The organism is Acinetobacter sp. YH12231 (assembly GCF_013417755.1).
In the GTDB taxonomy this organism is placed as follows: Bacteria; Pseudomonadota; Gammaproteobacteria; order Pseudomonadales; family Moraxellaceae; genus Acinetobacter; species Acinetobacter amyesii.
On record NZ_VPDJ01000008.1, the window covers coordinates 24,763 to 50,614 of the forward strand.

Consider the following 25,852-nt stretch of genomic DNA (forward strand, 5'->3'; position numbering starts at 1 on the left):
CGTGTAGAACTTAACTAGTCTTCGCTTTAATATGAGGTTTCAATTAAAAATCAGAAATCATAAGCACTAAAATCAAGCGGATTTATGCTATCTGCGATGGGTTGATAAGCTTGGGTAAATGTTGGCGACATGCGCTTTGGACGGCCTGTAGCAATTTCAATGCATGCCCACTGTGTATTGCCTGTAAATAATATCGCTTTGTCTTTAGGGCGATAAAATACATACTGCCGAAACGAATACAATGCATTGATATCATTTAGCCAAGTTCGTAAAATAATCTCCTCACCTTCGAGCGCTGCTTTACGATATTGCACATGATGCTCAACAGCGACCATGGCATGCTTCAATTCAATATATTCTTTTAAGCCTAAACCCAAAGCTTCAATATGTGCTGTCGCGACATCTTGCATCCAACTGACGTACACCACGTTATTCACATGATTTAATGTGTCGATATGTTCAGCTTGAACTGTAATTTTTAAATCAAAGATATCGCTCATAGCGTCCTGCAAATTTTAAATTGTGGCCCACAGTCTACCCATTTTTATCTAAGGGTGAATTGCAAAAACGCTAAAGTTAAAAAACCACTCGCTTGGAGTGGTTTTCATTCAGCAAATCATTATTGAATGCGCATGCCCACAATCGCACGTTGCCCCTGACGAATCAAAGAAACACGTGCAATGCTGCCATTTTTCAATTCTGAAATAACTTTCACAAAATCTTCTGCATTATTCACAGCTTTATTATTAACTTGAGTCACAACGTCACCCGGCTGAATTCGCGCTTGTGCAGCAATACCACTAGCTCGTACATCTTGAATTAATACACCACCTTTCACACTCAGTTGCTTTAATTCATCTGCAGTTAAATTACGAATTGACACCCCAATCACCGGGCCTTTTTTCACAGGTGCAATTTCAGCTTTTGCAGGCGTATCATCTGGTGCAGTGATCAAGGTTGCTGAAATGTTTTGGCGTTTATCATCACGTAATACTTCAAGCTGAATACTTTGATTAGGACCTGTACGATTGAGATAATTCAGTAGTTCGCCAGTACGTGAAATCGGTGTACCATTAAATTTCAAAATGACATCACCCGCTTTAAAGCCAGCTTTTGCTGCGGGTGAATTCGGTGCAACTTGAGTAATCAATGAGCCCTCAGGTTTTGAAAGGTTATAGGATTCAGCAAGATTCCGATCGATATCTTGCAGCATAACGCCTAAGTAAGCACGTGTCACCTTGCCGTTTTTCTTTAATTGGTCTGCAACATCCATCGCCACATCAATAGGAATCGAGAACGATAAACCCATATAACCACCCGTACCACTAAAGATACGAGAGTTCACCCCAACCACTTCACCAGACTGGTTAAATAAAGGGCCGCCTGAGTTTCCGGGGTTCAATGCCACATCGGTTTGAATAAATGGAACCGAGGTTTCTCCCATCATATTGCGCATTTTCGCACTGACAATCCCTGCCGAAGCTGAATAGTCAAAACCAAATGGTGAACCAATAGCCAACACTGGCTCACCTACACGTAAACGGTCAACATTACCTGTGCGTAGCTCTGGAAAATTTGAACCTTTCACCTTTAGCAAAGCCACATCAGTCCGCTCATCACTCCCCACAACGGTGGCATCAATTTCACGGCGGTCATTCAATACGATGGTGACTTTCGATGCATCTTCTACCACATGGTGATTAGTTAATAGATAACCATCTTTACTAATAAAGAATGCGCTTCCATAACCGGTCTTTTCTTGCGGCATTTTTTGCTGCGGGATAACGACCTGATTACCGAAAAAGCGTCGTAATATTTCTGGGACTTGTTGCTGCAAAAGCTCTTCTTGACTAAGCTTTTTAACCACATTCACGCTTACGACAGCTGGGCTGACTTGTTCAACCAAATTGGAAAAATCAACAGGACCCGCTGCCTGAGTCTGCACGCTAGCAACCGTAAACACAGCTGCATAGAGTCCCTTTTGTAAATACGATTTATTCATTGTTAGCATTCACTCAATTGTGCTTATCATTTGAAATACGTTAGTTTTTATCACAATGCAAGTCTAAGCTTCGTAATAAAATGTTTGATGATTATTTATGATAAACAATCTTAAACATTCCTTAAATATTACAGATCTATGAATATTTTTCATTATTTAGTTAATTTATAGTCATTGCGTTTTTAGGCAAAAACAGTTGTGATGATCGGACATTTTTAAAATTAGCTGATGGACATGTCTAATTTAAACACGACACATCAATTTGATGTGATTATTGTGGGAAGTGGCGGTGCAGGCCTAAGTTTAGCCCTATCGTTACCAGATCATTTTAATATTGCTGTTTTAGCTAAATCGACGCTGACGGATGCCAGTACATATTATGCCCAAGGTGGTGTTGCTGCCGTCCTCGATAAAACAGATTCTATTGAACAACATATCAATGACACCATGATTGCCGGTGCGCATTTATGTGAAATGGCAGCGGTAAAACAAACCGTTGAAGGTGGTAAATCTTCTGTCGATTTTCTACTGAATCAGGGTGTGCAATTTACTTTAGACGACCAAGAACAGTTACATCTGACACGTGAAGGTGGTCACTCTCACCGGCGGATTATCCATGCAGCAGATGCCACAGGTCGTGCTATTTCCACAACATTGGTTGAACGTGCGCAAGAAAAAGCCAATATTCATATTTTTGAAAATTTTATTGCAATCGATTTAATCACCGCACAAAAATTAAATCCTGAAGCTGAAAACCGTGCTCTCGGTCTATATGCTTTAGATGAAAAAACCGAAAAAGTACATACCTTTTTAGCACCGTTCACTGCCCTTGCCTGTGGTGGTGCCATGAAGGCATATTTATATACATCAAATCCCGACATTGCGACGGGTGATGGTATTGCCATGGCGTATCGTGCAGGCTGCCGTGTTGCCAATATGGAGTTTAACCAATTCCATCCAACCTGTTTATATCATCCTCAAGCTCGCTCTTTCTTAATTACCGAAGCGATGCGTGGCGAAGGTGCCTATTTACGTCTTCCAGATGGTGAACGCTTTATGCTGCGCTTTGATGAGCGTGCCGAATTAGCACCACGCGATATCGTAGCGCGCGCTATCGATTATGAAATCAAACGTCTAGGAATCCGTCATGTTTGGCTTGATATCACCCATAAACCTGCAGAATTTGTCAAAGAACATTTCCCAACATTGTATGCACGCTTAATGGAACTCGGTATTGATATTACCAAAGAAATGATTCCGGTGGTTCCGGCAGCACACTACACCTGTGGTGGCGTTGTGGTTGATGAAAACAGTCAGACCGATATTCCAGGCCTATATGCCATTGGAGAAACCTCTTATACCGGCCTACATGGTGCAAACCGTATGGCAAGTAACTCCTTACTTGAATGTTTCGTCTATGGTATGAGTGCTTCAACACATATCACAGCACAGCATCAAGGAACTTATCAGGCGCCTCATGTCCCAGAATGGGATGACTCGCAAGTGACTAACCCTGATGAAGATGTAGTGATTTTGCAAAATTGGGACGAGCTTCGCCAAACCATGTGGAACTACGTGGGCATTGTCAGAACGACCAAGCGGCTTCAACGAGCGCTCCATCGTATTGAAATGCTTAATCGTGAAATTACCGAGTATTACCAAGACTACCAAGTCAGTAAAAATCTGATTGAACTACGTAACTTGGTACTGGTATCAGAAATGATTGTGCGCTGTGCAATGGAACGTAAAGAATCTCGTGGTCTGCATTTCACTTTAGACTATCCTGAACAAGCAGCAGAATTACGAAAAACAGTCCTAACTCCACCCAATTTCCAAGTGGAATGTCCATTGGTGAATACAGAACTGGTTTCTTAAACATCTAAAATGTCTAAAAACCATAAAAAGCCGAATATAAATTCGGCTTTTTATTTGAATCAGCAAATGCAATTGAGCCTTTATATTCGTTTTGGTGGAATAGAATAACTCCCTGTTATATGTGCAACAGGCTCATCCACACCTGCTGAATACACCAACACCTCACCATAAATTATACTTTTGCCCACTTTCAGCAATCGACACTCGCCTATTAAATCTTGATTGGCTTCGGGTTTTCTTAAAAAATTAATATTCATATTGGTCGTGACCGCCAGTCCTACAATCCCGATCTCCCCCAATATAGCCACATATAGCGCAAAGTCCGCCAAAGTCATCATAGTCGGGCCTGAAACAGTATTGCCAGGCCGCAAATCTTTTTCAGTCACATGCCAAATTAAAGTGGCAGCCTTTTCACCAACTTCAACGATAGTGCAATGCTTTAAGCTTGGCGCAAATTCAGTCTTAAGGAAATTGATAATCTCCTGTTTTGTAGCATGCATAAAAAATCATCCATAACTTTTGCTATGGATGATTTTTAAATCAATTGCCTAACAAATACTATGGCATTTTAGATCTGCTGTAGATGCGATAATGCCTGTTGGAAAACATGCTCAGGTGTTTGGGTTGCGTCAAGGCGTTTCATTCGTTCAGGGTGCGTTTGATGAATCTCAGCAAAACCTGATCTTACTTTCTCAAAGAAAGTTGCTTTCTCTTGTTCAAAACGGTCTAAAGCACCACGCTCTCTTGCTCTTAACATTCCTGTTTCAATCGGTGCATCAAGCCAAAAAGTAATATCAGGTATACGCGCAACAAAACTTGCATTTAAGACATTGAGCTTGTCACGATCTAAACCACGTCCTGCACATTGATAAGCAAAACTCGAATCGGCAAAACGATCACATAAAACGATTTTACCTTCTGCCAATGCAGGTAAAATCACGCGCGCCAAATGCTGTGCGCGTGCAGCATACATAAGTAACAACTCTGTATCATCACTCATTGCTTCATCATGATTGACGGCCAAAAGTAATGCACGAATTTGTTCAGCCATAGGTGTACCACCCGGCTCACGTGTAAGTACGACATTTTTACCCAAATTTTGGAAATGATCATGTAATTTACGAATGAGTGTAGTTTTACCCACACCTTCCGTGCCTTCAAAGCTAATAAACATGCTCACTCCTTAGTTTTTCGCACGAATTACAGATAAATATTCTTGTACCGCGCGGTTATGGTCTTGCAAATTACTGCTAAATTTATGGCCGCCATTTCCTGTTGCAACAAAATATATATTGTTAGATGAATCAGGATGCATCGCGGCTTCAATTGCTTTTTGACTCGGCAAAGCAATCGGTGTTGGTGGTAAACCATTAATCGTGTAAGTGTTATAGGCTGTTGGTGTACGTAAGTCCTGACGCGTAATATTACCGTTGTACTTATCGCCCATACCGTAAATCACAGTTGGATCTGTTTGCAAACGCATCCCTTGTTTGAGACGACGCACAAATACACCAGACACTTGTTCAAGCTCACTATCAATACTGGTTTCTTTTTCAATAATCGACGCCATAATCAGGGCTTCATATTTATCTTTATACGGTAAATTTTGAGCTCGATTAGTCCAAGCCTGATCTAAGGCTTTGATTTGTCGGTTATACAAATCCTTCAAAATTTTTCGATCAGATTCGCCTTTTGCAAAGAAATACGTATTTGGTGCAAATAATCCTTCTGGGTGTGAATACGGAATACCGAGTTCTTTTAAGATTTGTGCATACGGTAAATGACTGATGTCATGCGTCACCAAAGGATCATTTTTTAACGCGTCTATCAGTTGCTTAAATGTCGTCCCTTCGATCACTAAAATTCGATTCATTTGCGCATTTTCAGAGTTAGAAATCAGTTTCATGACTTCACGTACGCTCATGCCTTCATGGATTTCATACACACCAGCTTTCAGGGTGTCATTGATCATGAACTTTTGGTACAACTTTAAAATAATAGGAAAATGAACTTGTTTCTCTTTGGAAAGTCGGTCAATAAAACCTGAATAGGTATCCCCTGCACCAATCGCCAACATTTGCTTTTTGCCTTCCACAGGATAGGCTTTAAATAAACTCGACCACAGTAAAATCGCCACAAGTACAACGATACCAAGTAGCACAACCAAACATGCTTTAAATGGAAAACCTGCTTTGGCAGATTTTTTCTTATTTGTTTTTTTAGACGCGGTGGACATATTAACGAATCTGACTTAATTGAAGTGTTCGGAAAAGTTCAATACAAGCTTGAACATCTAACTCAACTCCATTCAGAGTTGATGCAATTTTCATGGGACTTAAAGCATTGCAGAAAAAAACACTCTGAAAATGCGTAATTTCATCCATATTGACGTGACGTTGAGTACATGCAATCTGATGCTGCTGCATCCGTTTTAAAATTTCTGCACGCATGACACCATGCACGCCATTATAACGAAGTTCGGGCGTAATCCATCCTTCATTTGTACGAATAAAACAATTACTGCTCACACCTTCGACAACTGTACCTTGCACATCCGTCACCAAAGCTTCCCCCCATGGGGTTTGATCCAACTCTGCTTTGAGCATGACTTGTTCTAATCGATTTAAGGACTTCAAGCCCACCAAACTTGGCATGGTTAACCCAATGGCTTGATGTAATACACCACTTTCGACAGTTTCGTACTCAAAATCTGCAACAGCTTTGGGGTAATAAAACACCCAAACATCTGCTGGATGCTCAGGTAAACTATAGCCACGCTGACCGATACCACGACTCAACACGATTTTCAAAGTGCCATTGACGACATCTTGTTTACGTAACAATTTTAAAGTGTCTTCAATAAGGATTAAATCTGCATTTAGCTTTAAACGTTCATTACTCAGTTTTAATCGTGCAATATGCAAAGCTAAAAGTTCTATTTGTCCTTGGCGAATACGTGCCGTGCTAAAACAGCCATCGCCATAGTGAAAGGCTCGATCAAGTAAATCAACTTGTTCTATTTGCTGCGCATTTTTAAAACACTGCATACGTCGTCATCCCAATTACATCACTTTATTTTAAAAAATAATCGTTCAGCATATATTTCTTTTTTGTTCATATTAAATTCTTTTTTAATTATTTTTTCTGCATAAAAACTACAGATATTCTTGCCTCATCCAACAAAACATGTATAAAAATTGAGGACAACATGAATCTATCTAAATTAAAACTTGGGGTTTTGGCTGCATTCATTTCTGCCACAGCATTCAGTGCATCTGCCAAAGATTTCTTAAATGTGTCATATGATCCAACCCGTGAATTGTATGACAACTTCAATAAAGACTTTAGCGTTTACTGGAAAAAAACCACAGGCCAAGACATTAACTTTAAACAATCTCATGGTGGATCAGGTAAACAGGCTCGTGCTGTTATTGATGGTCTAGATGCCGATGTTGTTACGTTGGCTTTGGCTGCAGATATTGATGAAATAGCTGCACGTGGTTTAGTTGCAAAAGACTGGCAAAAGAAATTCCCACAAAACTCAACGCCATATACATCGACCATTGTGTTCTTAGTGCATAAAGGCAACCCGAAAGGCATTAAAGACTGGGGCGATTTAATTAAACCTGGTGTCGACATTATTACCCCGAACCCAAAAACATCGGGTGGTGCGCGCTGGAACTATCTAGCAGCGTGGGCTTGGGCAAAACATCAAGCAGGTGGTAATGATGCAAAAGCCCAAGAATTTGTCCGTCAAATTTATAAGCAAACCAAAGTCCTCGACTCAGGTGCTCGTGGTGCAACAACTACATTCGCTGAACGTGGTATTGGTGACGTGTTATTGGCTTGGGAAAATGAAGCACATTTGGCAGTTCGTGAACAGCCAGGTAAGTTTGAGATTGTGACCCCTTCACTTTCTATCTTGGCCGAGCCACCTGTTGCGATTGTAGAAAAAAATGCTAAGAAAGATGGCAATGAAAATTTAGCCAAAGCGTATTTAAATTATCTGTACTCACCTGCAGGTCAAACTATTGCCGCACAGAACTATTATCGTCCACGTAATGCGGCAGTTTTAGCAAAATATAAAAATGTTTTTAAACCTTTAAAACTCGTCACGATTGATAAAGAGTTTGGTGGTTGGAGCAAAGTGCAGAAAAAACATTTTGAAAATGGTGGTGTCTTTGATCAAATCGTGAAGATCAATAATTCCAAATAATGCTTTAAATACTGAAAAGCATCTTCCTTTCGCATAAGGTCGATGCTTTTTTTTCATGGACATGCCTTTTATCTTTTTTATTCATATAAAATTCGTTTTTAATTATTTTTTATGCATAAAGATTGGCGCTATTCTTCCCCCATGTTACAGATAAAGTAAAAATTATTGAGGTTCACATGAGTATTTCCGCAAAATTAAAATTGGGTGTTCTTGCTGCCGTCATCTCGACGATTTCTTTTGGTGCAGCTGCAAAAGACTTTTTAAACGTATCTTACGACCCAACGCGTGAACTCTATGAAAGTGTGAATAAAGACTTCAGTAAATATTGGGAAAGCCGTACAGGTCAAAAAATTAATTTTAAACAATCTCACGGTGGTTCGGGCAAACAAGCACGTGCAGTCATTGATGGCTTAGATGCCGATGTGGTGACTTTAGCACTGGCAGCGGATATTGATGTGATTGCAGAAAAAACCAAACTTTTACCTGCAGATTGGCAAAAGAAACTTCCGCAAAACTCAACGCCATATACCTCAACCATTGTGTTCTTAGTACGTAAAGGCAACCCAAAAGCAATTAAAGATTGGGGCGATCTGGTTAAACCAGGCGTAGGTATTATTACCCCAAACCCGAAAACTTCAGGCGGTGCGCGTTGGAACTATTTAGCTGCGTGGGCTTGGGCAAAACATCAAGCGGGTGGTAATGATACAACGGCTCAAGAATTCGTCCGTAAGGTTTATAAAAACACCAAAGTGCTCGATTCAGGCGCACGTGGTTCGACTACGACCTTTGCTGAACGTGGTATTGGTGATGTATTGCTGGCTTGGGAAAATGAAGCACATTTAGTGATTCGTGAACAACCGGGTAAATTTGAAATTGTGACCCCTTCACTTTCAATTTTAGCTGAGCCCCCTGTTGCTGTTTTAGAAAAAAACGCAGAGAAAAAAGGTAATCTTTATTTAGCCAAAGGTTATTTAAACTTCCTTTATTCACCACGTGGTCAGCAAATCGCGGCTCAAAATTTTTACCGTCCACGTAACGCTACAACACTTGCACAATACGCGTCAGTCTTTAAGCCACTTAAACTCGTAACCATTGATAAAGAATTTGGTGGTTGGGATAAAGTCCAAAAAGCACACTTTGAAAATGGCGGCGTGTTTGACCAAATCGTTAAAGCCAACAACGGAAAATAAGACCAGTCATTGACTGAATCAGGAGAACTTGACATGACACATACAGTAATTGTCCCAGGAGTAGGCGGTAGTGAACACGCGCATTGGCAATCTTGGTTACAACGTCAGCTCATGTCTAGCTCTCGTGTTCAGCAAAAGGACTGGAATCACCCTGTACTCAAGGACTGGATTAAACAATTCGTTCAAACCTTACGACCATTACAGGGTGAAATTCAAATTGTGGCGCATAGCTTTGGTTGTTTAACCACGGTGGCAGCATTGGCCTTGCATCCAGAACTCAATAAAAAAATCAAAAATTTAGTTTTGGTTGCGCCAGCCAATCCAGCTCGCTTTGGAGAAAACGGCTTTGCACGCGACAGTACAACGGATTACAAAGCATTTTTTCATCAGCTAAGTATTCGTGTGCCAACAACGATGTTGATTAGTGAAAATGATCCTTGGCTTAGCTTTGAAGATGCAAAACAACTTGCAGATGCTTGGAAGCTCTACCCTGTAAATATGGGCGCTGTGGGTCACATTAATGTTGCATCAGGTTTTGGACCATTTCCTGAAATTTTCAATTACTTAATTTCAGAAAACCACATGAAACATATCAGCTTTACTGATGAAAACAAGTATTTATTTCAATTTGCTTTTTAACTACTGAGCATTAAGCTTGTCGCAAAATCATTTATTCAATTTTGCTGACCTTTTAAGTCAGCTTTTCTCATTTTGAGGAGTCATCATGTCGCAGCGATCCCGAGTGCTGCCAGGATTTGGTCTTTCTCTAGGCTTTACCCTAGCGTATTTATCCTTAATTGTGCTCATTCCCCTTTCGGCCGTATTTATTAAATCTTTAGGTATCGGTTGGGATGGACTATGGGAAATTTTAAGCTCAGAACGTATTTTAAAATCGTTACAACTGAGTTTTAGTGCCGCCATTATTGCTGCGTTAGTCAATGTGGTTTTTGGTTTGCTCTTAGCATGGTGTTTGGTTCGCTATACCTTCCCGGGTAAACGTATTATCGATGCATTGGTTGATTTACCTTTTGCATTGCCAACTGCCGTTGCTGGTATTGCACTGACTTCGTTATATGCACCGACTGGTTGGATCGGTCAGTACCTTGAACCCATTGGCATTAAAGTCGCATATACCCCGATCGGTATTACCTTGGCCCTCATCTTTATTGGTATTCCTTTTGTGGTTCGCACTGTACAGCCTGTACTGAGCGACCTAGAAACTGAACTTGAAGAAGCAGCTTCTGCACTGGGTGCAAATCGCTTTCAGATCGTGACCAAAGTGATCTTACCTATTCTATTTCCTGCGCTGTTAACAGGTTTTGCTTTAGCCTTTGCTCGCGGTGTAGGTGAATATGGTTCGGTGATTTTTATCGCAGGTAACCAACCCTTCAAAACTGAAATTGCCCCATTGATGATCATCTCTCGTCTTGAGGAATATGATTATGCAGGCGCGACCACGATTGCAGTGGTGATGCTGGTGATTTCTTTTGCCATTTTATTCTTAATTAACTTGGTTCAAGCATGGGCAAGTCGCCGTACAGGGAGAACTGCACGATGAATACGAATAGTAATGCGCTTGCGGAAAAATTACAGTCGCGTGATGCAACACGTGAACCGACATGGGTTCGTTATACCCTGATCATCATTGCTTTAATTTTCTTCTTAAGCTGCCTGATTCTGCCCTTGGTTTTGGTTTTCGTTGAAGCCTTTAAACAAGGTGTTGGCGTTTACTTCCAAGCACTGGTTCATCCAGATACATTATCAGCAGTAAAACTTACGTTACTGACAGCTGTGATTGCCGTACCGTTGAACGTCGTCTTTGGTGTAGCTGCGGCATGGTGTGTTGCCAAGTTTAATTTCCGTGGTAAATCTATTTTAACCACGATTATTGATATGCCATTTTCAGTCTCTCCAGTTATTGCTGGCTTAATGTTGGTATTGATTTTTGGTACTCAAGGTTGGTTAGGCGGCTGGCTGATGGATAACGACATCAAAATTTTATATGCCGTTCCAGCGATTGTCCTTGCCACTGTGTTTATTACCGTTCCTTTTGTGGCACGTGAGTTGATTCCATTAATGGAAGCTCAAGGGACTGAGGAAGAAGAAGCGGCAATCGTCTTGGGTGCTTCAGGCTGGCAGACATTCTGGAAAGTGACACTTCCAAATATCAAATGGGGCTTAATCTACGGCGTGATTCTCTGTAATGCACGTGCAATGGGTGAGTTTGGTGCTGTTTCTGTGGTTTCAGGTCACATTCGCGGCGAAACCAACACCTTACCGCTACACGTAGAAATCCTTTATAACGAATATACCTTTAGTGCTGCTTTTGCTGTGTCTTCACTATTAGCGCTCTTGGCGATTGTGACCCTGATTTTAAAAACATGGGTTGAACTACGTCAGGAACGACAAGACAAGCGTAAAGAAGATTCACAAGTTTCTTAAGGAATGACCTCATGAGTATTCAAGTAAAAAATATTGAAAAACACTTTGGTGCATTCCATGCACTTAAAAATATCTCTTTAGATTTCCCTGATGGTCAGCTCGTTGCGCTGCTTGGCCCATCAGGCTGTGGTAAAACTACCCTATTGCGTATCATTGCAGGACTTGAATCTGCCGATGGCGGTCAAGTCATTCTAGAAGGTGAAGATGCCACTAAAGTTCATGTCCGTGAACGTGAAGTTGGTTTTGTATTCCAACATTATGCACTATTCCGTCATATGACCGTATTTGACAACATTGCTTTTGGTTTACGCGTACGCCCACGTGCAACGCGTCCAAATGAAGCTGAAATCAAAAAACGGGTTACTCGTTTACTTGATCTTGTTCAACTTGGTTTCTTGGCTGACCGTTACCCTGCACAACTTTCAGGTGGTCAACGCCAACGTATTGCCTTAGCACGTGCTTTAGCGGTTGAGCCGCGTGTGTTATTACTGGATGAACCTTTTGGTGCATTGGATGCCAAAGTTCGTAAAGAATTACGCCGCTGGTTACGTACCTTGCATGACGAACTCCACATCACCTCTATTTTCGTGACCCATGACCAAGAAGAAGCGCTTGAAGTGGCCGATCAAATCATTGTGATGAATAAAGGCAACGTAGAACAGATAGGCTCGCCGCGTGAAGTTTATGAAAAACCTGCAACACCGTTTGTATTTGACTTTTTAGGTCAAGCCAACCGTTTTGAAGGTCAAAATAGCAATGGCCTTTTTCAAATTGGTGAAGACCGAATTTTGTTGCCACAAAACGCCAATGCGCCGCAAGGAAATGTCATTGCCTTCGCTCGCCCTGATGAACTGCGTATTCATGCACAGCCGCAAGAAAATGCCATCCAAGCGACTTTTGTACGTGAGCTTTGGATTGCAGGTAAAGTCATTGCTGAACTGCATGACCGTCAAGGCAATCTTATTGAAATTTCATTAACGGCAGATGAAGCGAAAGCGCATCAATTCCGCCCAAATCAAACGGTATGGTTAAGTGCAACGAATTTGCATTTATTTGAAAACCAAGTTGCATAAAACAAAAAAGTTGGGGCCTTCACAAGCCCCACTTGCTTTTAAGGTAAAATAAAATTATGAATTTCCAACAATTAAGAATTATTCGAGAAACCGTACGTCAGAATTTTAATTTAACTGAAGCATCTGCTGCACTTTACACCTCGCAGTCTGGTGTAAGTAAACACATTAAAGACCTAGAAGATGAACTAGGCGTACAATTATTTATTCGTAAAGGTAAACGCCTACTTGGTTTAACTGAACCAGGCCAATCTTTACTCGGTATCGTTGAACGCATGTTGGTGGATGCAGACAATATCAAACGTCTAGCAGATGACTTTAACAAAGTCGATGAAGGCACTCTCACTATTGCGACTACGCATACGCAAGCGCGATATGTCTTACCACCTATCGTGAATCAATTTAAAAAAGAATTTCCCAAAGTTCATCTGATTTTGCAACAAGCAAGTCCTGTTGAAATCACTGAAATGTTGCTTCAAGGTGAAGCCGATATTGGTATTGCAACAGAGTCTTTAACCACCGAAGACAACCTTGCAAGTGTGCCTTATTATAATTGGCAGCACAGTATCATTACACCACAAAATCATCCACTTACGCAAAAAACAAATATTACAATTGAAGATTTGTCGAACTATCCAATTATTACCTATCACGGTGGTTTTACAGGTCGTTCAAAAATTGATAAAGCCTTTGAAGATTCAGGCTTTGATGTTGATATCGTGATGTCCGCACTTGATGCAGACGTTATTAAAACCTATGTTGAACTTAATATGGGGGTTGGTATTGTCAACGATGTAGCATACGACCCAGAACGTGATTACCGTTTAAAACAGATTCCTACCGATATTTTTGGTGTTAATACCACTTGGATTGCTGTTCGCAAAGGACATTTACTACGCGGTTATGGCTATGAGTTTATTTCTTTATGTTCACCAGATGCTGACATCAAAGCGTTGAAAAAAGTCGCTTACCCAGAAGAATGATAGGCCAATTGACGAATTAAAGAGGACACCTACTGTCCTCTTTTTTTGGTAAACACATATTTTATCTAAGTTTTCTTGGCTTTATTTTTAATTTTGATTAAAATACATCCAACACAATAAAAATTAAAACCTTATTACTTCCGACCCATATTTATGAAAAATCAATTCGTCGCAGTGGCAGTCGGTATCGTCTGCCCCATACAGATCATGTATGCAGCAGGAATAGAAAACTCAGATCAATCGATCTCGGCCTTTCTTGAACCCGGAAATTATACTGAAGCCAGTTTCGCTTATGTCGATGCTCAAGTTGACGGCAAAGTTCAGAATCAAGGCTTAATTAGTGAATTGGGCATCACTGATTTTTCTACAGGGAATCTCGCTCATCAACAATTTTCTGGGAAATTTGCACTTAAAATTCAACCACATGAAAATATTTCTGCGGGAGTAATTTATGAGCAACCTTTTCATACTGATATCAGTTATCAATATAGTCCTCGCTTACCAGATAGCTCAAATATCGATATTGAAAGCGCCGATATTAACTTTAGAACGCATAACCTAACTGGACTGGTAGGCTATCAACCCAATAATAATTGGAATATTTATAGCGGTTTAAGCCTACAAACATTTAAAGGTGATTTAAAAATTTCTGGGCAACAATATGCTGCTCTCAATGGCTACCATGCCGATTTTAAACAAGATGAAGCGATTGGTTGGCTGCTCGGATTCAGTTATCAAATCCCTGAATATGCTATTAAAACTAGCCTAACCTATCGTTCAAAAATAAAACATGAAAATAAGACCTCTGAATCAACTTTATATTCAAATGGTCCTTTTCAATTAGTACCAGACACCCATACCTCTATTCAAATGCCACAAAGCGTCAATTTTGAATTTCAAACAGCCATTAGCCCACACAATGTTGTTTATGGCACAGTTCGGTGGATTAATTGGAAAGATTTCAACATTCAGCCACCGCAGTTTAATGCCGTGCTTCAGTACGCAGCACTCGATCCACAATACCATGATTTAGCTGATATCCAATTGGTGGAATATCAGAAAGATCAATGGTCAGGAAAGTTAGGGATTGCACATCAATTGAATCCGAGTTGGCTCGCTGCTGCAGAGTTTATTTGGGACAATGGGACAGGAAATGCGGCGTCTACCTTAAACCCAAGTGATGGCTATCGAGGTTTAGGTTTAGGTATGATGCATAAATTTAACCCGAACAATTTTCTAGCGACTGGCCTGTATTATATGAAACTCTCAAAACCATCGAATACTGAAACATCTCATATTTCAGGTCTTGCAAGTGTCTCAGACAATGATGCCATGATCTATGGTCTGAAATTTGGTCACAGATTTTAAACGCTTTCAAAAAAAAAAACGAGCCGAAGCTCGTTTTTTTTATTTCAGTAAGAACTTACCAATGGTAGCTCACACCTACTTTAGCAACTGGCATCCATTCATATTTGTCATCGTTTGCAATTTTACGTGCCTCATTATCTACAGATTCGCTGATTGAAGGTGAGCCTGTTACAGAGTTTTGAAGATTACCGTACTCTTGAAGTTTCACAGTAGGGTTGCCAGTGTAATAAGCACCTACTTCACCAAATACACCAAAGTTTTTATTTAATTTTGGTGCAAAACCTAAACCTACATAAGGCGCAATGTCGTTATCATAAGATAAGTTACCTTTCACACCACCAATGCCAGTGTAGCTCGTACCATCAACTTTAATCGTACCTTCGGCATTTTTATTATGTTTATTTAGACCGTATTCATTATCGATATAACCTACACCTGCAGCAACATATAAGCCTTGTGCCCAAGGACTCGTACTTGCGCCCCATGGACGAATTTCTGCATTTAAGTAGCCAACGCTGTTATCCATATCCATGTCATATTTAGTGCCATTGATTGACAAATCATCAGACCATGAAATATCACCACCGTTATAACCTAATGCAAGGCCGACGTATGGGTTCGCAGTCCAAAGTAACGCACCACCATAACCAGTCGTACCCACTTCTAGACGAGCGCCAGTTGGGATAAGTTGGTTTTGATCAAATGCATAACCATCATGAACTACAGAGGTATCTGCCATTGCAGTACCTGCAGCAGTAAGTAGAGCAGCTACTGTTAATAAACGTAATGATTTCATGTGTTTCTCCTCAAAATAAACTGTTATTCAGATTTTACAGACTTGTTATATGGCACATGTTAAAAGGAAACACAGCTCAACATTTATGCAAATTTACTGATTTTTTGTTAACTTTTGATACATTTAGATTTTAATATTGATTAATAAAGAGTTTTTGTTTCATTTTTTAAATATAATAATGATGTTAAGGAACAATTCTGTATATTTTGCGTATTTCTTATACAAACCTTATGAAAATGCTAAATTCATCACTCTTAATTTCTTGGTTTTAGTACTTGCTTAATAATTAATTCCGATCCTAGGCCGATTTACCATCTATTTTTAACTCGATATAGTGTAAAATCTTGGAAAATTTTTTTCTGGATGGAAGAACATGTCTCAGCTTTCAACAATCATTGAACAAGCGTTTGAAGACCGTGCTAATTTCACTGCAGCTGATTGTCCTGCTGAAGTACGTACAGCAGTAGAAGAAGTGATCGCTGGCCTAGATAACGGTACATTACGTGTTGCTGAAAAAATTGATGGTGAATGGATTGTTCATCAATGGGTGAAAAAAGCCGTTTTGCTTTCATTCAAATTGAACGACAACAAACCAATGGAAGCTTGTGACTTACGCTTCTATGACAAAGTTGATACTAAGTTCTCTGACTGGACTGAAGAACAATTTAAAGCTGCTGGTGTACGTGTAGTACCACCTGCTGTAGCACGTAAAGGTTCTTTCCAAGCAAAAAATGTTGTATTGATGCCTTCATATGTCAATATTGGGGCATATGTTGACGAAGGTACTATGGTTGATACATGGGCAACCGTTGGTTCATGTGCTCAAATTGGTAAAAATGTTCACTTATCTGGTGGCGTTGGTATTGGTGGTGTTCTTGAACCACTTCAAGCGAACCCAACAATCATTGAAGACAATTGCTTTATTGGCGCGCGTTCTGAAATCGTTGAAGGTGTGATCGTAGAAGAAGGTTCTGTGATTTCAATGGGTGTATTCATTGGTCAATCAACTAAGATTTATGACCGTGAAACTGGCGAAATCCATTACGGCCGTGTTCCTGCTGGTTCTGTTGTGGTTTCTGGTAGCTTGCCGTCTAAATGCGGTAAATACAGCCTATATGCTGCAGTAATCGTGAAAAAAGTTGACGCGAAAACTCGTGCGAAAACAAGCTTGAACGAATTATTACGCGAAGACTAAGTTTTTATTTCAGCGGAGCATTCTTGTTCCGTGGAGCTTCTATCGCTCCTCGTCTCTACGGTTAGCAATAATCGTAGAGATTTTTTGTTTTTTTATATCTGGTTAATTTTGCTATGAATACCCTTCGATCTTCCGCTATTCCTGTTTCTGATCCGTCTGCGGGTTTACGTATTACGGAGATTTTTTATTCATTGCAAGGTGAAGCCAATACCGCAGGTTTGCCTACGGTTTTTATCCGCTTAACGGGCTGTCCGTTACGTTGCACTTATTGTGATACAACCTATTCGTTTGAAGGCGGTGAACGCCAATCATTAGAAGAAATTATTCAAACTACTTTAGATTTTAAAACCCCTTATATTTGTGTGACGGGTGGTGAGCCGCTTGCTCAACCGAACGCCCTCCCCCTTATGACTCGTCTGGCCGATTTAGGCTGCGAAGTCTCTTTAGAAACCAGTGGTGCTTTAGATGTGTCTAAAGTTGACCCACGTGTTTCAAAGGTTATGGATTTAAAAACCCCGACATCGGGTGAAGTTGCACGAAACTTGCTTAGCAACTTCGACCATTTAACAGCGCATGATCAAATCAAATTTGTGATTTGTAATCGTGAAGACTATGAATGGTCAAAACAGCAAGTTGAGCGCTATAAACTAAACGAAAAAGTTAGCACCATTTGGTTCTCTCCGGCCTTTGCCGTTGAAAAAGGTGCTGTTCGTTTGCCTCAGCTTGCACGTGATTTAGCACAATGGATTTTAGAAGACCATCTCCCTGTTCGCTTCCAATTGCAATTACATAAGTTGCTTTGGAACGATGAAACTGGTCGTTAAGTTTTAAAGAATTATTTGGAGTAATGCATATGCGCCCTCGTGCCATAGTTTTATTGTCTGGCGGCTTAGACTCAACCACTTGTTTAGCTTGGGCTCAAGCACGTTATGAATGTATCGCCTTAAGTTTTATGTATGGTCAACGTTCTACGACAGAACTAGATGCTGCTCGTGAGTTAACTAAGCAGGCTGGTGTAGAACATCGTGTCATTAATATCGATTTAGGTAACTTAGGTGGCTCTGCGTTAACTGACCATAGCATTGAAGTTCCTGATCATGAACAAGCCGGTATTCCTGTAACTTATGTACCAGCGCGTAACACGATTTTCTTGTCATATGCTTTAGCTGCGGCGGAAGTTTTTGGTGCAGAAGCAATTGTCATTGGTATTAATGCAGTTGATTACTCTGGCTATCCAGACTGTCGTCCAGAGTTTATCGAAGCATTTGCCAACATGGCTCGCCTTGCAACAAAGGTTGGCGTTGAAGGAAAACCACTTAAATTTGAAACACCTCTGTTACATTTATCCAAAGCAAATATCATTCGCTTAGGTATAGAACATGGCGTAGACTACAGTCAAACGGTGTCTTGCTATCAAGCAGATGACCAAGGTCGTGCTTGCGGTAAATGCGATAGCTGCCGTCTTCGTAAACAAGGTTTCGTTGACGCAGGTATTGAAGATCCGACACGTTACATACCGAAATAACAAGGTAGGGTTTATGAAAAATTTAAAATCAAACATTATTCTTTCTGCTGCTTTCTCTGCAGCTGCGTTGTTTGCTTCAGTTGCACACGCTGACAACGACAAGCTTCAACAAGCATATAAGAGCACTAACGTAAAATCTTCGTTAATTAATGTTTGTAAAGAAGAAACTGGCAAAGGTAAAAAACTAACTGCCGCTGAAGTTAGCAAATACTGTACTTGTGCTGTTGAAGCAGATGGTCGTTTAACCAATGCTCAAAAATGGGAAATCCAAAGCACAATCAACCAGAAGAAAAGCCCTGCAACACTCGCTTTTGTTCAAAAACAAAATAAAGACCTTCAAGCATGTTTCGGTCCTCAGTTAACAGGTAAATTAAAAAATTTAACTGAAGAAGCAATGAAATCTGCTCAAGCGAAAAAATAATTTTCGTTTTAAAAAAGCCTGCAAATGCAGGCTTTTTTATTGCTTTAAGTTCAAAGTAAATTCTGTATGATGGTCATATTTCACATACTTTGTTTAAGCCCCTTTAGGGATAAGACACGAAAAAGGAAATCTTCATGACTGAAATTAGCTTACCAAATCAAACCTTTCCAACTACCTCAGGTGAAGTTAACCTTGCGGAACTTAACAATGACTGGCTGATTGTTTACTTCTACCCTAAAGATTCAACACCGGGATGCACAACGCAAGCTATAGGGTTTTCATGCTTAAAAGATCAGTTTGATGCGCTTAATACCCCAATCTACGGCATTTCTCGTGACTCGGTTAAAGCCCATCAAAACTTCACTGAAAAGCAAAATCTAAGCATTGATTTAATCAGTGATAAAGAAGAAGTGCTATGTCAGCATTTTGACGTGATTAAAGAAAAAAATATGTATGGCAAAAAGGTTATGGGCATCGAACGTTCAACCTTTATTTTCCATCATGGCAAGCTGGTAAAAGAATATCGCAAGGTCAAAGCTGCAGGCCATGCAGAACAAGTCTTAGAAGATTTAAAAGCACTACAAGCAGCATAACAGTAATGATTTGAGCCCGCTCCTTTAGGAATGGGCTCAAACTTAATAAGAAGCTTCTAACTAGAGCAATAATGAGGCTGCAATTCCCCACATCACAACGCCAATAATAAAGTCTAAAACTTTCCATGCCTTTGCACTTTGGAAGAGTGGTAATAAACAGCGCGCACCATATCCGAGAACAAAGAAAAATACCCATGAAGCTGTAATTGCCCCAATCGCAAAATATACTGCGGTCGATTCAAACTTCGTGGAAATAGAACCAATCAGCACAACCGTATCGAGATACACATGTGGATTTAACCACGTTAAAGCCAAGCAAATCAGTATCAACTTCAATAGTTTGGTTTCATTCTTCTCACTGGGCGCTAAACTGCTCGAAGTTTTAAAGGCTTGCAGAAAATGCTGTACCCCATAAACTGCTAAAAACGTTGCGCCCAAATATTTCGCTGCATTGACAATTTCCGGATGACTTTCAACCAATTGGGAGAATCCGAGCACTCCCAATAAGATGAGTATCGAATCAGAAGCAGCACAAATAGCGCAGAGCCAAAAGACATACTGCTTTTTTAACCCTTGCTTGAGAATAAACGCATTTTGCGCACCAATCGCGATAATTAGGCTAAATCCAATTGCGAGCCCTTGCATATAACTGTGCAACATTTTTAACTACACTTTCAAAGCTTTAAATGAATCTTGCTATTATCTAAGCTTATTGCTAAAAATAAGTATTTATAAATAAATATCAATATAACTAAGTTTTTCTTAGTTTATGTAATTTCTAATACTCGTAGGTGACTCATGTTACAAAGCAAACATAGTGAAGCATTTCTTGCGGTTGCAGAAACAGGAAGCTTTGAACAAGCGGCACTGCGTTTAAATATTACGGCATCTGCGGTCACGCTCAGGCTACAAACCTTAGAAAAGAAATTAGGTCATGTGCTCATTGTGCGTGAACGGCCCTGCCGCCCAACACTCGCAGGCCAATCTTTATTGCATTATTTACAACACAGCAAATTACTAGAACATAATTTTCTGCAAAATCTAACAGGACAAACGGCGAATGCTTTCTATCAAGTCAATATTGCAACCAATGCTGACTCACTTGCGACATGGTTGCTTCCGCTACTCAAAGATCTCTTAATTGAAGAAAAAATCGTGATTCATTTTCAGGTCGATGATCAGTCACAAACACATCATTTATTAGAAGCAGGACTGGTCAATGCCTGTGTTACAACAGAATCAGAAGCCATGAAAGGCTGCGTCGCAGAATATCTGGGAGAAATGCATTATCGATTTGTAGCAACCCCTGATTTTATCCAAAGATGGTTCGGTCAAGGTGTGACGCGAAATGCGTTAAGGGCTGCGCCTGCACTGATTTTTAATGAGAAAGATGACTTACATACGCAATCGATTCAGAAAAATTTCGGACTCAATCCTTCACAATATCCACATCATTTCATTCCCTCTTCAACAGCATTTTTTGATGCCATTACGATGGGCTTGGGCTACGGATGGTTACCCGACTATCAAAGTAAAGACTTATTAGCAGTGGGAAAATTGATAGAGCTTTCAACGGAACTCAGTATTGATTTAGCCTTGTATTGGCATCACTGGAACCAACAATCTGTTCAATTACAAAAATTGACTGCTGTTGTGCTGCAACATGCCAATGATCATATGTGTTAAATCCAATAAGACTGGGTTTATTCAAGTCGCCATTGGCCTTTGAGTTGTATCAATACTTGCTCACCTACTCCACCGAGTGCTTTACGCATACCAAAATCACTACGCTTAATGGTTGCTAAAGATTGAACATCCAACACTTTTGGATTTTGCGGACTTGGGGTGAGTGTGGTATCGAAGATCACAGGCTTAGTGATGCCACGAATGGTCAGATCCCCTCGAATCATATACTTCGCATATGCCACGGGTTCGATTTGTTTACTGACAAACTTCACTTGCTTAAATTCAGCAGCATCAAAATATTCACTGCCCAAGATCAATCCCTTTAAGCTTGGGTTACTAAAACTGATGCTATCTACATCTAACACTAAATGCGCTGAACCTTTATGCGGAACTTCAGGATCAAACTTAAGATTCGACTGAACCTTATTAAAGCGTCCTTCAACAATAGATAAGCCCACAGATTTAATGCCAAATGTGACCTGACTATTAGGCGTTAGCGTCCACTCAGCAGCATGTAGGGGCAATACGCAGCATAAAGCGAAGGCTCCCATATATTTTGCTAACGTTCCGTGACGCAAATTCATGTTTTTCTCCTGAATAAAACACAGCCTAAAATCACTACAACGTTTATTTTTTTGCTCCATTGTAGTGCTAGAAATTTTAGCGTTTTTTTATAGCAGATTTGTTTTATCCTGAGTCATAAATTTGTGTTGAAGTTGTTTATAAATGTCAGTCTGTTGAAATTTTTGCAAAAATTCGACGGTACCTTGAGGAAAAGCATAATGCTGAATTTCACCACGATAATACGCCTCGCGTACCGGTGTCGCAGAGATCGCCCCTTCTAGACTATCCAGCTCAACCATTTCCCATTCGGGGAAGAATTTTAAATAATAAGAAGAATCATCTTTAAAATGTCCAATCAAACCGACTTTTGCATTCGTTTCAACTAAATCATTCACCAAAGATTTGACTAACTTTTGCCATTTTTCATCGTTATATACATCTATCACATGCACAAACTTGATTCGCTTCTGATCTTGCTCTGAAAAATTTGACAGGATCATCTGCTCACGTTCTGACGCTAAAAATGGATTTTTGATATTACGTTCATTTTGCGCCGAACCAAGCGCCAAAAGCACATAATGACTCTGTTGCAAAGCTATTTTAATGGTTTGCAAATGCGCTAAATGGAACGGCTGAAAACGCCCAATGAAAACCAAATAATCAAATGTATATTTCATATCAAATCAAACTTTTTATGAACTGAGCAGTTGTGCCACAGGCTGAAATATGCGACATAATGTCGAGCATAAAATCAAAACGAAACTTTTACGCAAGGATAGTACGATGACACTGAGCTGTATTCAACAACCCCATGAACATTTGAATGCGAATTTGGACAATGGCGTACTGACCTTAGCCATTAACCGACCTCAGGCGAAGAACGCGCTGTATACAGAATTATATCTGTGGATTGCAAAAGCATTAGATGAAGCTGATCAGGATACTTCAGTGCGTGTAATTGTACTCCGTGGTCAAGATGCGGACTTCAGTGCGGGCAATGACATGCAAGATTTTATGAAATCTGCTGCTCAAAAAGGACAAGCTCCAGCTTCAGAAGGCGCACCGTTCATTTTATTAAAATCTGCTGCTCAATTTTCTAAGCCGCTGATTGCTGCGGTTCGCGGCGTTGCCATTGGGATTGGTGTTACGATTCTGCTTCATTGCGATCTTGTCTACAGCGACAATACTGCCCTATTCCAAATTCCGTTTGTGAGCCTTGGTCTATCGCCTGAAGGTGCATCGAGCAAGCTATTGGTTCAACAAGCCGGCTACCATAAAGCGGCGGAATTACTGTTAACTGCTCAGAAGTTTGACAGTGCGACAGCGCTTTCAGCAAATTTGGTCAATAGCATTGAAGAAGATGCTTATGCGACAGCTGCGAAAAAAGCAGCACAGTTATCTGCACTTCCACTAGCATCTTTGGTTCAATCAAAAGCATTAATGAAACATAATGTAGATGAAATCGTGGCATGGATTGACCATGAAGCTGAAATTTTCATGGATCGAGTAGGCTCTCCAGAAATGATGGAAGCTGTTGCCGCCTTTATGCAAAAACGCAAACCTGACTTCTCTCAGTTCAATTAATGTTTTAATGGAACTAAAAAACCACTCATATTTGGGTGGTTTTTTTCATCTCAGCCCCAATCTATTTTCTAAATTAAAAAACTGGATGTTTCCACATGACTGCAGTATCACAAACTGAAACTAAACCTGAAAAGAAACGCTACTACGAGCCTGCGCCTGAAGGCATCGATATCGAGAATTTTAAAAAAGTTGTACAAAGCCGTCGTTCTGTACGTAAGTTTACCGACAAGGCCATTCCAAACGACGTTTTAGATGAATGCTTAGACCTCGCCTTGCTTGCACCGAATTCATCGAATTTACAACCGTGGACATTCTATGTCGTTCAGAACCCTGCAAAGAAAAAACAATTGGTGAAAGCTTGCTTAGGGCAACTAGCTGCAAAAACTGCTGCTGAATTGATTGTCTGTGTCGCGCGTACCGACCGTGTAGATGAAATGGCAAAACGGAATATTTCGGAATTTCCATTTCCTGAAGCACCTGCAGCGGTACAGAAGTATTACAAGTTTATTCCTTATAACTATAAAACTGGTTACTTCAACGCCCTAGGTAACTTTAAGAAAGTTGCTTTCAAAGTTGCACGTACACTGGATAAACAATTGCCTGTAACAGCTTTTAATGAAGCAGATGCAAAACTTTGGGCGAGCAAAACCACAGCATTGGCTTGTGAAAACTTAGTTTTGGCTTTACGTGCCTATGGTTTTGACAGTTGTATGATGGAAGGTTTTGATGAACCTTTGGTGAAGAAGATTTTAGGATTAAATGCCCAGCAATACCCAGTGATGGTGATTGGTGCAGGTGAACGTGCTAAAGATGGTGTGTTCTTCCCGCAGTATCGTTTTGACCGTGAGCTGTTTATTCAGAAGATATAAATTGCTTTCAAATGAATGGTCACAACCACAATTAGCTGCATAACTTTAAATAATCGGTAAGTCCCTTCTCTCTTCGGGATGAGGAGCATGTTCCGCAAGAGGATGAGGGGGCATAATCTGATAAATCCTCTCCCTAACCCTCTCCTTTAAAAGGAGAGGGGACTTTTATTGTGAATTAAAAACTCACATCCACCATTTGAATAAACTCAAATGCTGGCTCTTCATAAGGATGACTTGCTTTTAAAGCCCTTGCGACTTCACTCGCTTTATCTTCAGGCACGATGGTTTCCACTCGCCATTCAGGGATAGATTCAAGCTGATTCAACTCACCAATAAAAGGATTTGCGCCTTTTACAGGTTTAAATTGCCCCGTCCCTAACACTTGCCAAGCACAGTGTTCATAGTTTCCGATACCTCCTGCTCCAGCTTCAAAAACAGCCAGTTTAGTCGACTCTAGGTGAGACTCAGGTACATAATAAATCAGTTTTAACATTGGTTATTCCAGACGCTATTGTGCAGTCACATTATTTAAAGCACTGCAAATCATTTTTAATGCCACATTATTCGATGCATTCGGATAGGTTGCATATAAACCTAGTTTCGGTAATTCCACATCTGTTTGAATGACTTTGACCGAATCATTTAAAAATTTGAGTAAATATTCGGGCACAAAACTCAGGCCCATGCCCATATTAATCAAATTTAAATGCTGCATGACATTGGTCACCCACAGCATGTGATCATGTTGTTGCTGATCAAAAGGAATCAAGGCATTTAAGGTATCGTAAAAAACAGGAGAAGCATTTTGTTCACACATAATAATGGTGTGATTTTTTAACTCTTGAAGTTTTAAGATTCGATCTGATGGATGCAGATGCGCTGCACCGACTAGATAGATCTGCTCACTTAAAACCTGAATATTGGTGAAGTCGTCATGACTTAAGTGATAACGAGTAAAACTAATATCCAATTCAGTATTTTTGAGTTTTTGGATTTGCTCTGTACACGTCAAGCTATGTAAATGAATTTTTAAATCTGGGATATGTTGTTTTAATTGCGCCAAAATACTCGGCATAATTTTCAATTCTGCGACATTTAAAAAGCCAATATGTATTTGGTTATTTTTAGCTTGCGCCACGTGGCGAGCTGCAGCTACAGCTTGTTTGGCATTTTGAATTGCTTGCTCGGCATATTTGAGAAAAGCCTGCCCCTCATCGGTCATTAAGACTTTTCGGGCAGAACGTTCAAATAATTGCACCCCAACCTCCTGCTCTAAGTCTTTAATTTGCTGACTGAGCGATGGTTGTGCTGTAAATAGTTTTTCCGCTGCCTTAGTGAAACTCTGTTCTTTCGCCACCGTCACAAAATAACGTAAATGTCGTAATTCCATTCGCTTCACTCCACACACTCACTACATCACCCGTGTCATGCAGTCAAAATACCAATAGATCTATAGTTTATATGAATATCCAT

Annotated in this window: 29 protein-coding genes; 17 read left to right on the forward strand and 12 right to left on the reverse strand. The window is 40.2% G+C overall.

Annotation, left to right across the window (positions count from 1 at the left end; all coding sequences use genetic code 11):
• Positions 1-50 precede the first annotated feature (50 nt).
• Complete coding sequence (locus FTV11_RS05710) at positions 51-500, reverse strand: thioesterase family protein (RefSeq protein ID WP_180003252.1); 450 nt, start codon at positions 498-500, stop codon at positions 51-53.
• Between the two features lie 119 nt (positions 501-619).
• On the reverse strand, positions 620-2,002 hold the full coding sequence (locus FTV11_RS05715; RefSeq protein WP_168378034.1) for a Do family serine endopeptidase: 1,383 nt from the start codon (positions 2,000-2,002) through the stop codon (positions 620-622).
• A gap of 228 nt (positions 2,003-2,230) precedes the next feature.
• Between FTV11_RS05715 and nadB the strand changes: the two genes are divergently transcribed.
• Positions 2,231-3,877 carry an L-aspartate oxidase gene (gene nadB / locus FTV11_RS05720; RefSeq protein ID WP_180009945.1) on the forward strand — a complete coding sequence of 549 codons (1,647 nt, stop codon included), beginning with the start codon at positions 2,231-2,233 and terminating at the stop codon, positions 3,875-3,877.
• An 80-nt stretch (positions 3,878-3,957) separates the two neighbouring features.
• On the opposite strand, the gene FTV11_RS05725 is transcribed toward nadB, so the two are convergent.
• The 4 genes from FTV11_RS05725 to pabC all read right to left on the reverse strand — a co-directional run bounded on the left by FTV11_RS05725 (position 3,958) and on the right by pabC (position 6,924).
• Complete coding sequence (locus tag FTV11_RS05725) at positions 3,958-4,377, reverse strand: PaaI family thioesterase (protein WP_180003387.1); 420 nt, start codon at positions 4,375-4,377, stop codon at positions 3,958-3,960.
• A 68-nt stretch (positions 4,378-4,445) separates the two neighbouring features.
• On the reverse strand, positions 4,446-5,051 hold the full coding sequence (gene tmk, locus FTV11_RS05730; RefSeq protein WP_180040130.1) for a dTMP kinase: 606 nt from the start codon (positions 5,049-5,051) through the stop codon (positions 4,446-4,448).
• 9 nt (positions 5,052-5,060) lie between these two features.
• Positions 5,061-6,113 (reverse strand): endolytic transglycosylase MltG, encoded by a 1,053-nt coding sequence (mltG, locus tag FTV11_RS05735; RefSeq protein WP_180059227.1) that lies wholly within the window; start codon positions 6,111-6,113, stop codon positions 5,061-5,063.
• A gap of 1 nt (position 6,114) precedes the next feature.
• The gene (gene pabC / locus FTV11_RS05740) at positions 6,115-6,924 is read right to left on the reverse strand and encodes an aminodeoxychorismate lyase (protein ID WP_180073571.1); all 810 of its coding nucleotides are present in this window, start codon (positions 6,922-6,924) and stop codon (positions 6,115-6,117) included.
• Positions 6,925-7,085: 161 nt separating this feature from the next.
• Between pabC and FTV11_RS05745 the strand changes: the two genes are divergently transcribed.
• The 8 genes from FTV11_RS05745 to FTV11_RS05780 all read left to right on the forward strand — a co-directional run bounded on the left by FTV11_RS05745 (position 7,086) and on the right by FTV11_RS05780 (position 15,146).
• Complete coding sequence (locus FTV11_RS05745; RefSeq protein ID WP_180009950.1) at positions 7,086-8,093, forward strand: sulfate ABC transporter substrate-binding protein; 1,008 nt, start codon at positions 7,086-7,088, stop codon at positions 8,091-8,093.
• Between the two features lie 176 nt (positions 8,094-8,269).
• The gene (locus FTV11_RS05750; RefSeq protein ID WP_180073572.1) at positions 8,270-9,283 is read left to right on the forward strand and encodes a sulfate ABC transporter substrate-binding protein; all 1,014 of its coding nucleotides are present in this window, start codon (positions 8,270-8,272) and stop codon (positions 9,281-9,283) included.
• Positions 9,284-9,316: 33 nt separating this feature from the next.
• Positions 9,317-9,922, forward strand: coding sequence for an alpha/beta hydrolase (locus FTV11_RS05755; protein WP_180059229.1), 606 nt, complete (start codon positions 9,317-9,319; stop codon positions 9,920-9,922).
• Positions 9,923-10,007: 85 nt separating this feature from the next.
• A complete protein-coding gene (gene cysT / locus FTV11_RS05760; RefSeq protein WP_180007627.1) occupies positions 10,008-10,841 on the forward strand; it encodes a sulfate ABC transporter permease subunit CysT in 834 nt (277 codons plus the stop codon).
• On the forward strand, positions 10,838-11,725 hold the full coding sequence (gene cysW / locus FTV11_RS05765; RefSeq protein ID WP_078190343.1) for a sulfate ABC transporter permease subunit CysW: 888 nt from the start codon (positions 10,838-10,840) through the stop codon (positions 11,723-11,725). The genes cysT and cysW overlap by 4 nt, the downstream gene beginning before the upstream one ends.
• Positions 11,726-11,736: 11 nt before the next feature.
• Positions 11,737-12,798: a sulfate/molybdate ABC transporter ATP-binding protein gene (locus FTV11_RS05770; protein ID WP_180073573.1), complete on the forward strand. Its 1,062-nt coding sequence runs from the start codon at positions 11,737-11,739 to the stop codon at positions 12,796-12,798.
• Between the two features lie 56 nt (positions 12,799-12,854).
• Positions 12,855-13,778, forward strand: a complete 924-nt coding sequence (locus FTV11_RS05775) for a CysB family HTH-type transcriptional regulator (RefSeq protein ID WP_180073574.1) — start codon at positions 12,855-12,857, stop codon at positions 13,776-13,778.
• Between the two features lie 153 nt (positions 13,779-13,931).
• A complete protein-coding gene (locus FTV11_RS05780) occupies positions 13,932-15,146 on the forward strand; it encodes an OmpP1/FadL family transporter (protein ID WP_257223190.1) in 1,215 nt (404 codons plus the stop codon).
• A 55-nt stretch (positions 15,147-15,201) separates the two neighbouring features.
• On the opposite strand, the gene carO is transcribed toward FTV11_RS05780, so the two are convergent.
• On the reverse strand, positions 15,202-15,942 hold the full coding sequence (gene carO / locus FTV11_RS05785; protein ID WP_180073575.1) for an ornithine uptake porin CarO: 741 nt from the start codon (positions 15,940-15,942) through the stop codon (positions 15,202-15,204).
• 373 nt (positions 15,943-16,315) lie between these two features.
• On the opposite strand from carO, the gene dapD reads away from it, so the two are divergent.
• The 5 genes from dapD to FTV11_RS05810 all read left to right on the forward strand — a co-directional run bounded on the left by dapD (position 16,316) and on the right by FTV11_RS05810 (position 19,676).
• Positions 16,316-17,137: a 2,3,4,5-tetrahydropyridine-2,6-dicarboxylate N-succinyltransferase gene (gene dapD / locus FTV11_RS05790; RefSeq protein ID WP_078192022.1), complete on the forward strand. Its 822-nt coding sequence runs from the start codon at positions 16,316-16,318 to the stop codon at positions 17,135-17,137.
• Positions 17,138-17,250: 113 nt separating this feature from the next.
• Positions 17,251-17,961 (forward strand): 7-carboxy-7-deazaguanine synthase QueE, encoded by a 711-nt coding sequence (queE, locus tag FTV11_RS05795; RefSeq protein WP_078192023.1) that lies wholly within the window; start codon positions 17,251-17,253, stop codon positions 17,959-17,961.
• Positions 17,962-17,990: 29 nt separating this feature from the next.
• Complete coding sequence (gene queC, locus FTV11_RS05800; protein ID WP_180009954.1) at positions 17,991-18,662, forward strand: 7-cyano-7-deazaguanine synthase QueC; 672 nt, start codon at positions 17,991-17,993, stop codon at positions 18,660-18,662.
• 13 nt (positions 18,663-18,675) lie between these two features.
• Entirely contained in the window at positions 18,676-19,083 is a 408-nt protein-coding gene (locus FTV11_RS05805; RefSeq protein ID WP_078192024.1) for a hypothetical protein, read from the forward strand.
• 134 nt (positions 19,084-19,217) lie between these two features.
• Positions 19,218-19,676, forward strand: coding sequence for a peroxiredoxin (locus FTV11_RS05810; RefSeq protein ID WP_111883962.1), 459 nt, complete (start codon positions 19,218-19,220; stop codon positions 19,674-19,676).
• Between the two features lie 60 nt (positions 19,677-19,736).
• On the opposite strand, the gene FTV11_RS05815 is transcribed toward FTV11_RS05810, so the two are convergent.
• Complete coding sequence (locus tag FTV11_RS05815) at positions 19,737-20,336, reverse strand: LysE/ArgO family amino acid transporter (RefSeq protein WP_180073576.1); 600 nt, start codon at positions 20,334-20,336, stop codon at positions 19,737-19,739.
• Positions 20,337-20,474: 138 nt separating this feature from the next.
• Between FTV11_RS05815 and FTV11_RS05820 the strand changes: the two genes are divergently transcribed.
• The gene (locus tag FTV11_RS05820; protein WP_180073577.1) at positions 20,475-21,362 is read left to right on the forward strand and encodes a LysR family transcriptional regulator ArgP; all 888 of its coding nucleotides are present in this window, start codon (positions 20,475-20,477) and stop codon (positions 21,360-21,362) included.
• A gap of 17 nt (positions 21,363-21,379) precedes the next feature.
• Here the strand turns inward: FTV11_RS05820 and FTV11_RS05825 are convergent, their stop codons facing one another.
• Positions 21,380-21,946, reverse strand: a complete 567-nt coding sequence (locus FTV11_RS05825) for a YceI family protein (protein WP_180073578.1) — start codon at positions 21,944-21,946, stop codon at positions 21,380-21,382.
• Between the two features lie 87 nt (positions 21,947-22,033).
• Positions 22,034-22,603, reverse strand: a complete 570-nt coding sequence (locus FTV11_RS05830) for a nicotinate-nicotinamide nucleotide adenylyltransferase (protein ID WP_180007619.1) — start codon at positions 22,601-22,603, stop codon at positions 22,034-22,036.
• A 106-nt stretch (positions 22,604-22,709) separates the two neighbouring features.
• Between FTV11_RS05830 and FTV11_RS05835 the strand changes: the two genes are divergently transcribed.
• Together FTV11_RS05835 and FTV11_RS05840 are read left to right on the forward strand one after the other, a co-directional pair.
• Positions 22,710-23,510: an enoyl-CoA hydratase-related protein gene (locus FTV11_RS05835; RefSeq protein ID WP_078190356.1), complete on the forward strand. Its 801-nt coding sequence runs from the start codon at positions 22,710-22,712 to the stop codon at positions 23,508-23,510.
• A 95-nt stretch (positions 23,511-23,605) separates the two neighbouring features.
• Positions 23,606-24,379 carry a nitroreductase family protein gene (locus tag FTV11_RS05840; RefSeq protein WP_180009959.1) on the forward strand — a complete coding sequence of 258 codons (774 nt, stop codon included), beginning with the start codon at positions 23,606-23,608 and terminating at the stop codon, positions 24,377-24,379.
• Positions 24,380-24,554: 175 nt separating this feature from the next.
• On the opposite strand, the gene FTV11_RS05845 is transcribed toward FTV11_RS05840, so the two are convergent.
• Together FTV11_RS05845 and FTV11_RS05850 are read right to left on the reverse strand one after the other, a co-directional pair.
• Complete coding sequence (locus FTV11_RS05845; RefSeq protein ID WP_180007618.1) at positions 24,555-24,872, reverse strand: YqfO family protein; 318 nt, start codon at positions 24,870-24,872, stop codon at positions 24,555-24,557.
• Positions 24,873-24,887: 15 nt separating this feature from the next.
• Complete coding sequence (locus tag FTV11_RS05850; RefSeq protein ID WP_180073579.1) at positions 24,888-25,769, reverse strand: LysR family transcriptional regulator; 882 nt, start codon at positions 25,767-25,769, stop codon at positions 24,888-24,890.
• Between the last annotated feature and the right edge of the window lie 83 nt (positions 25,770-25,852).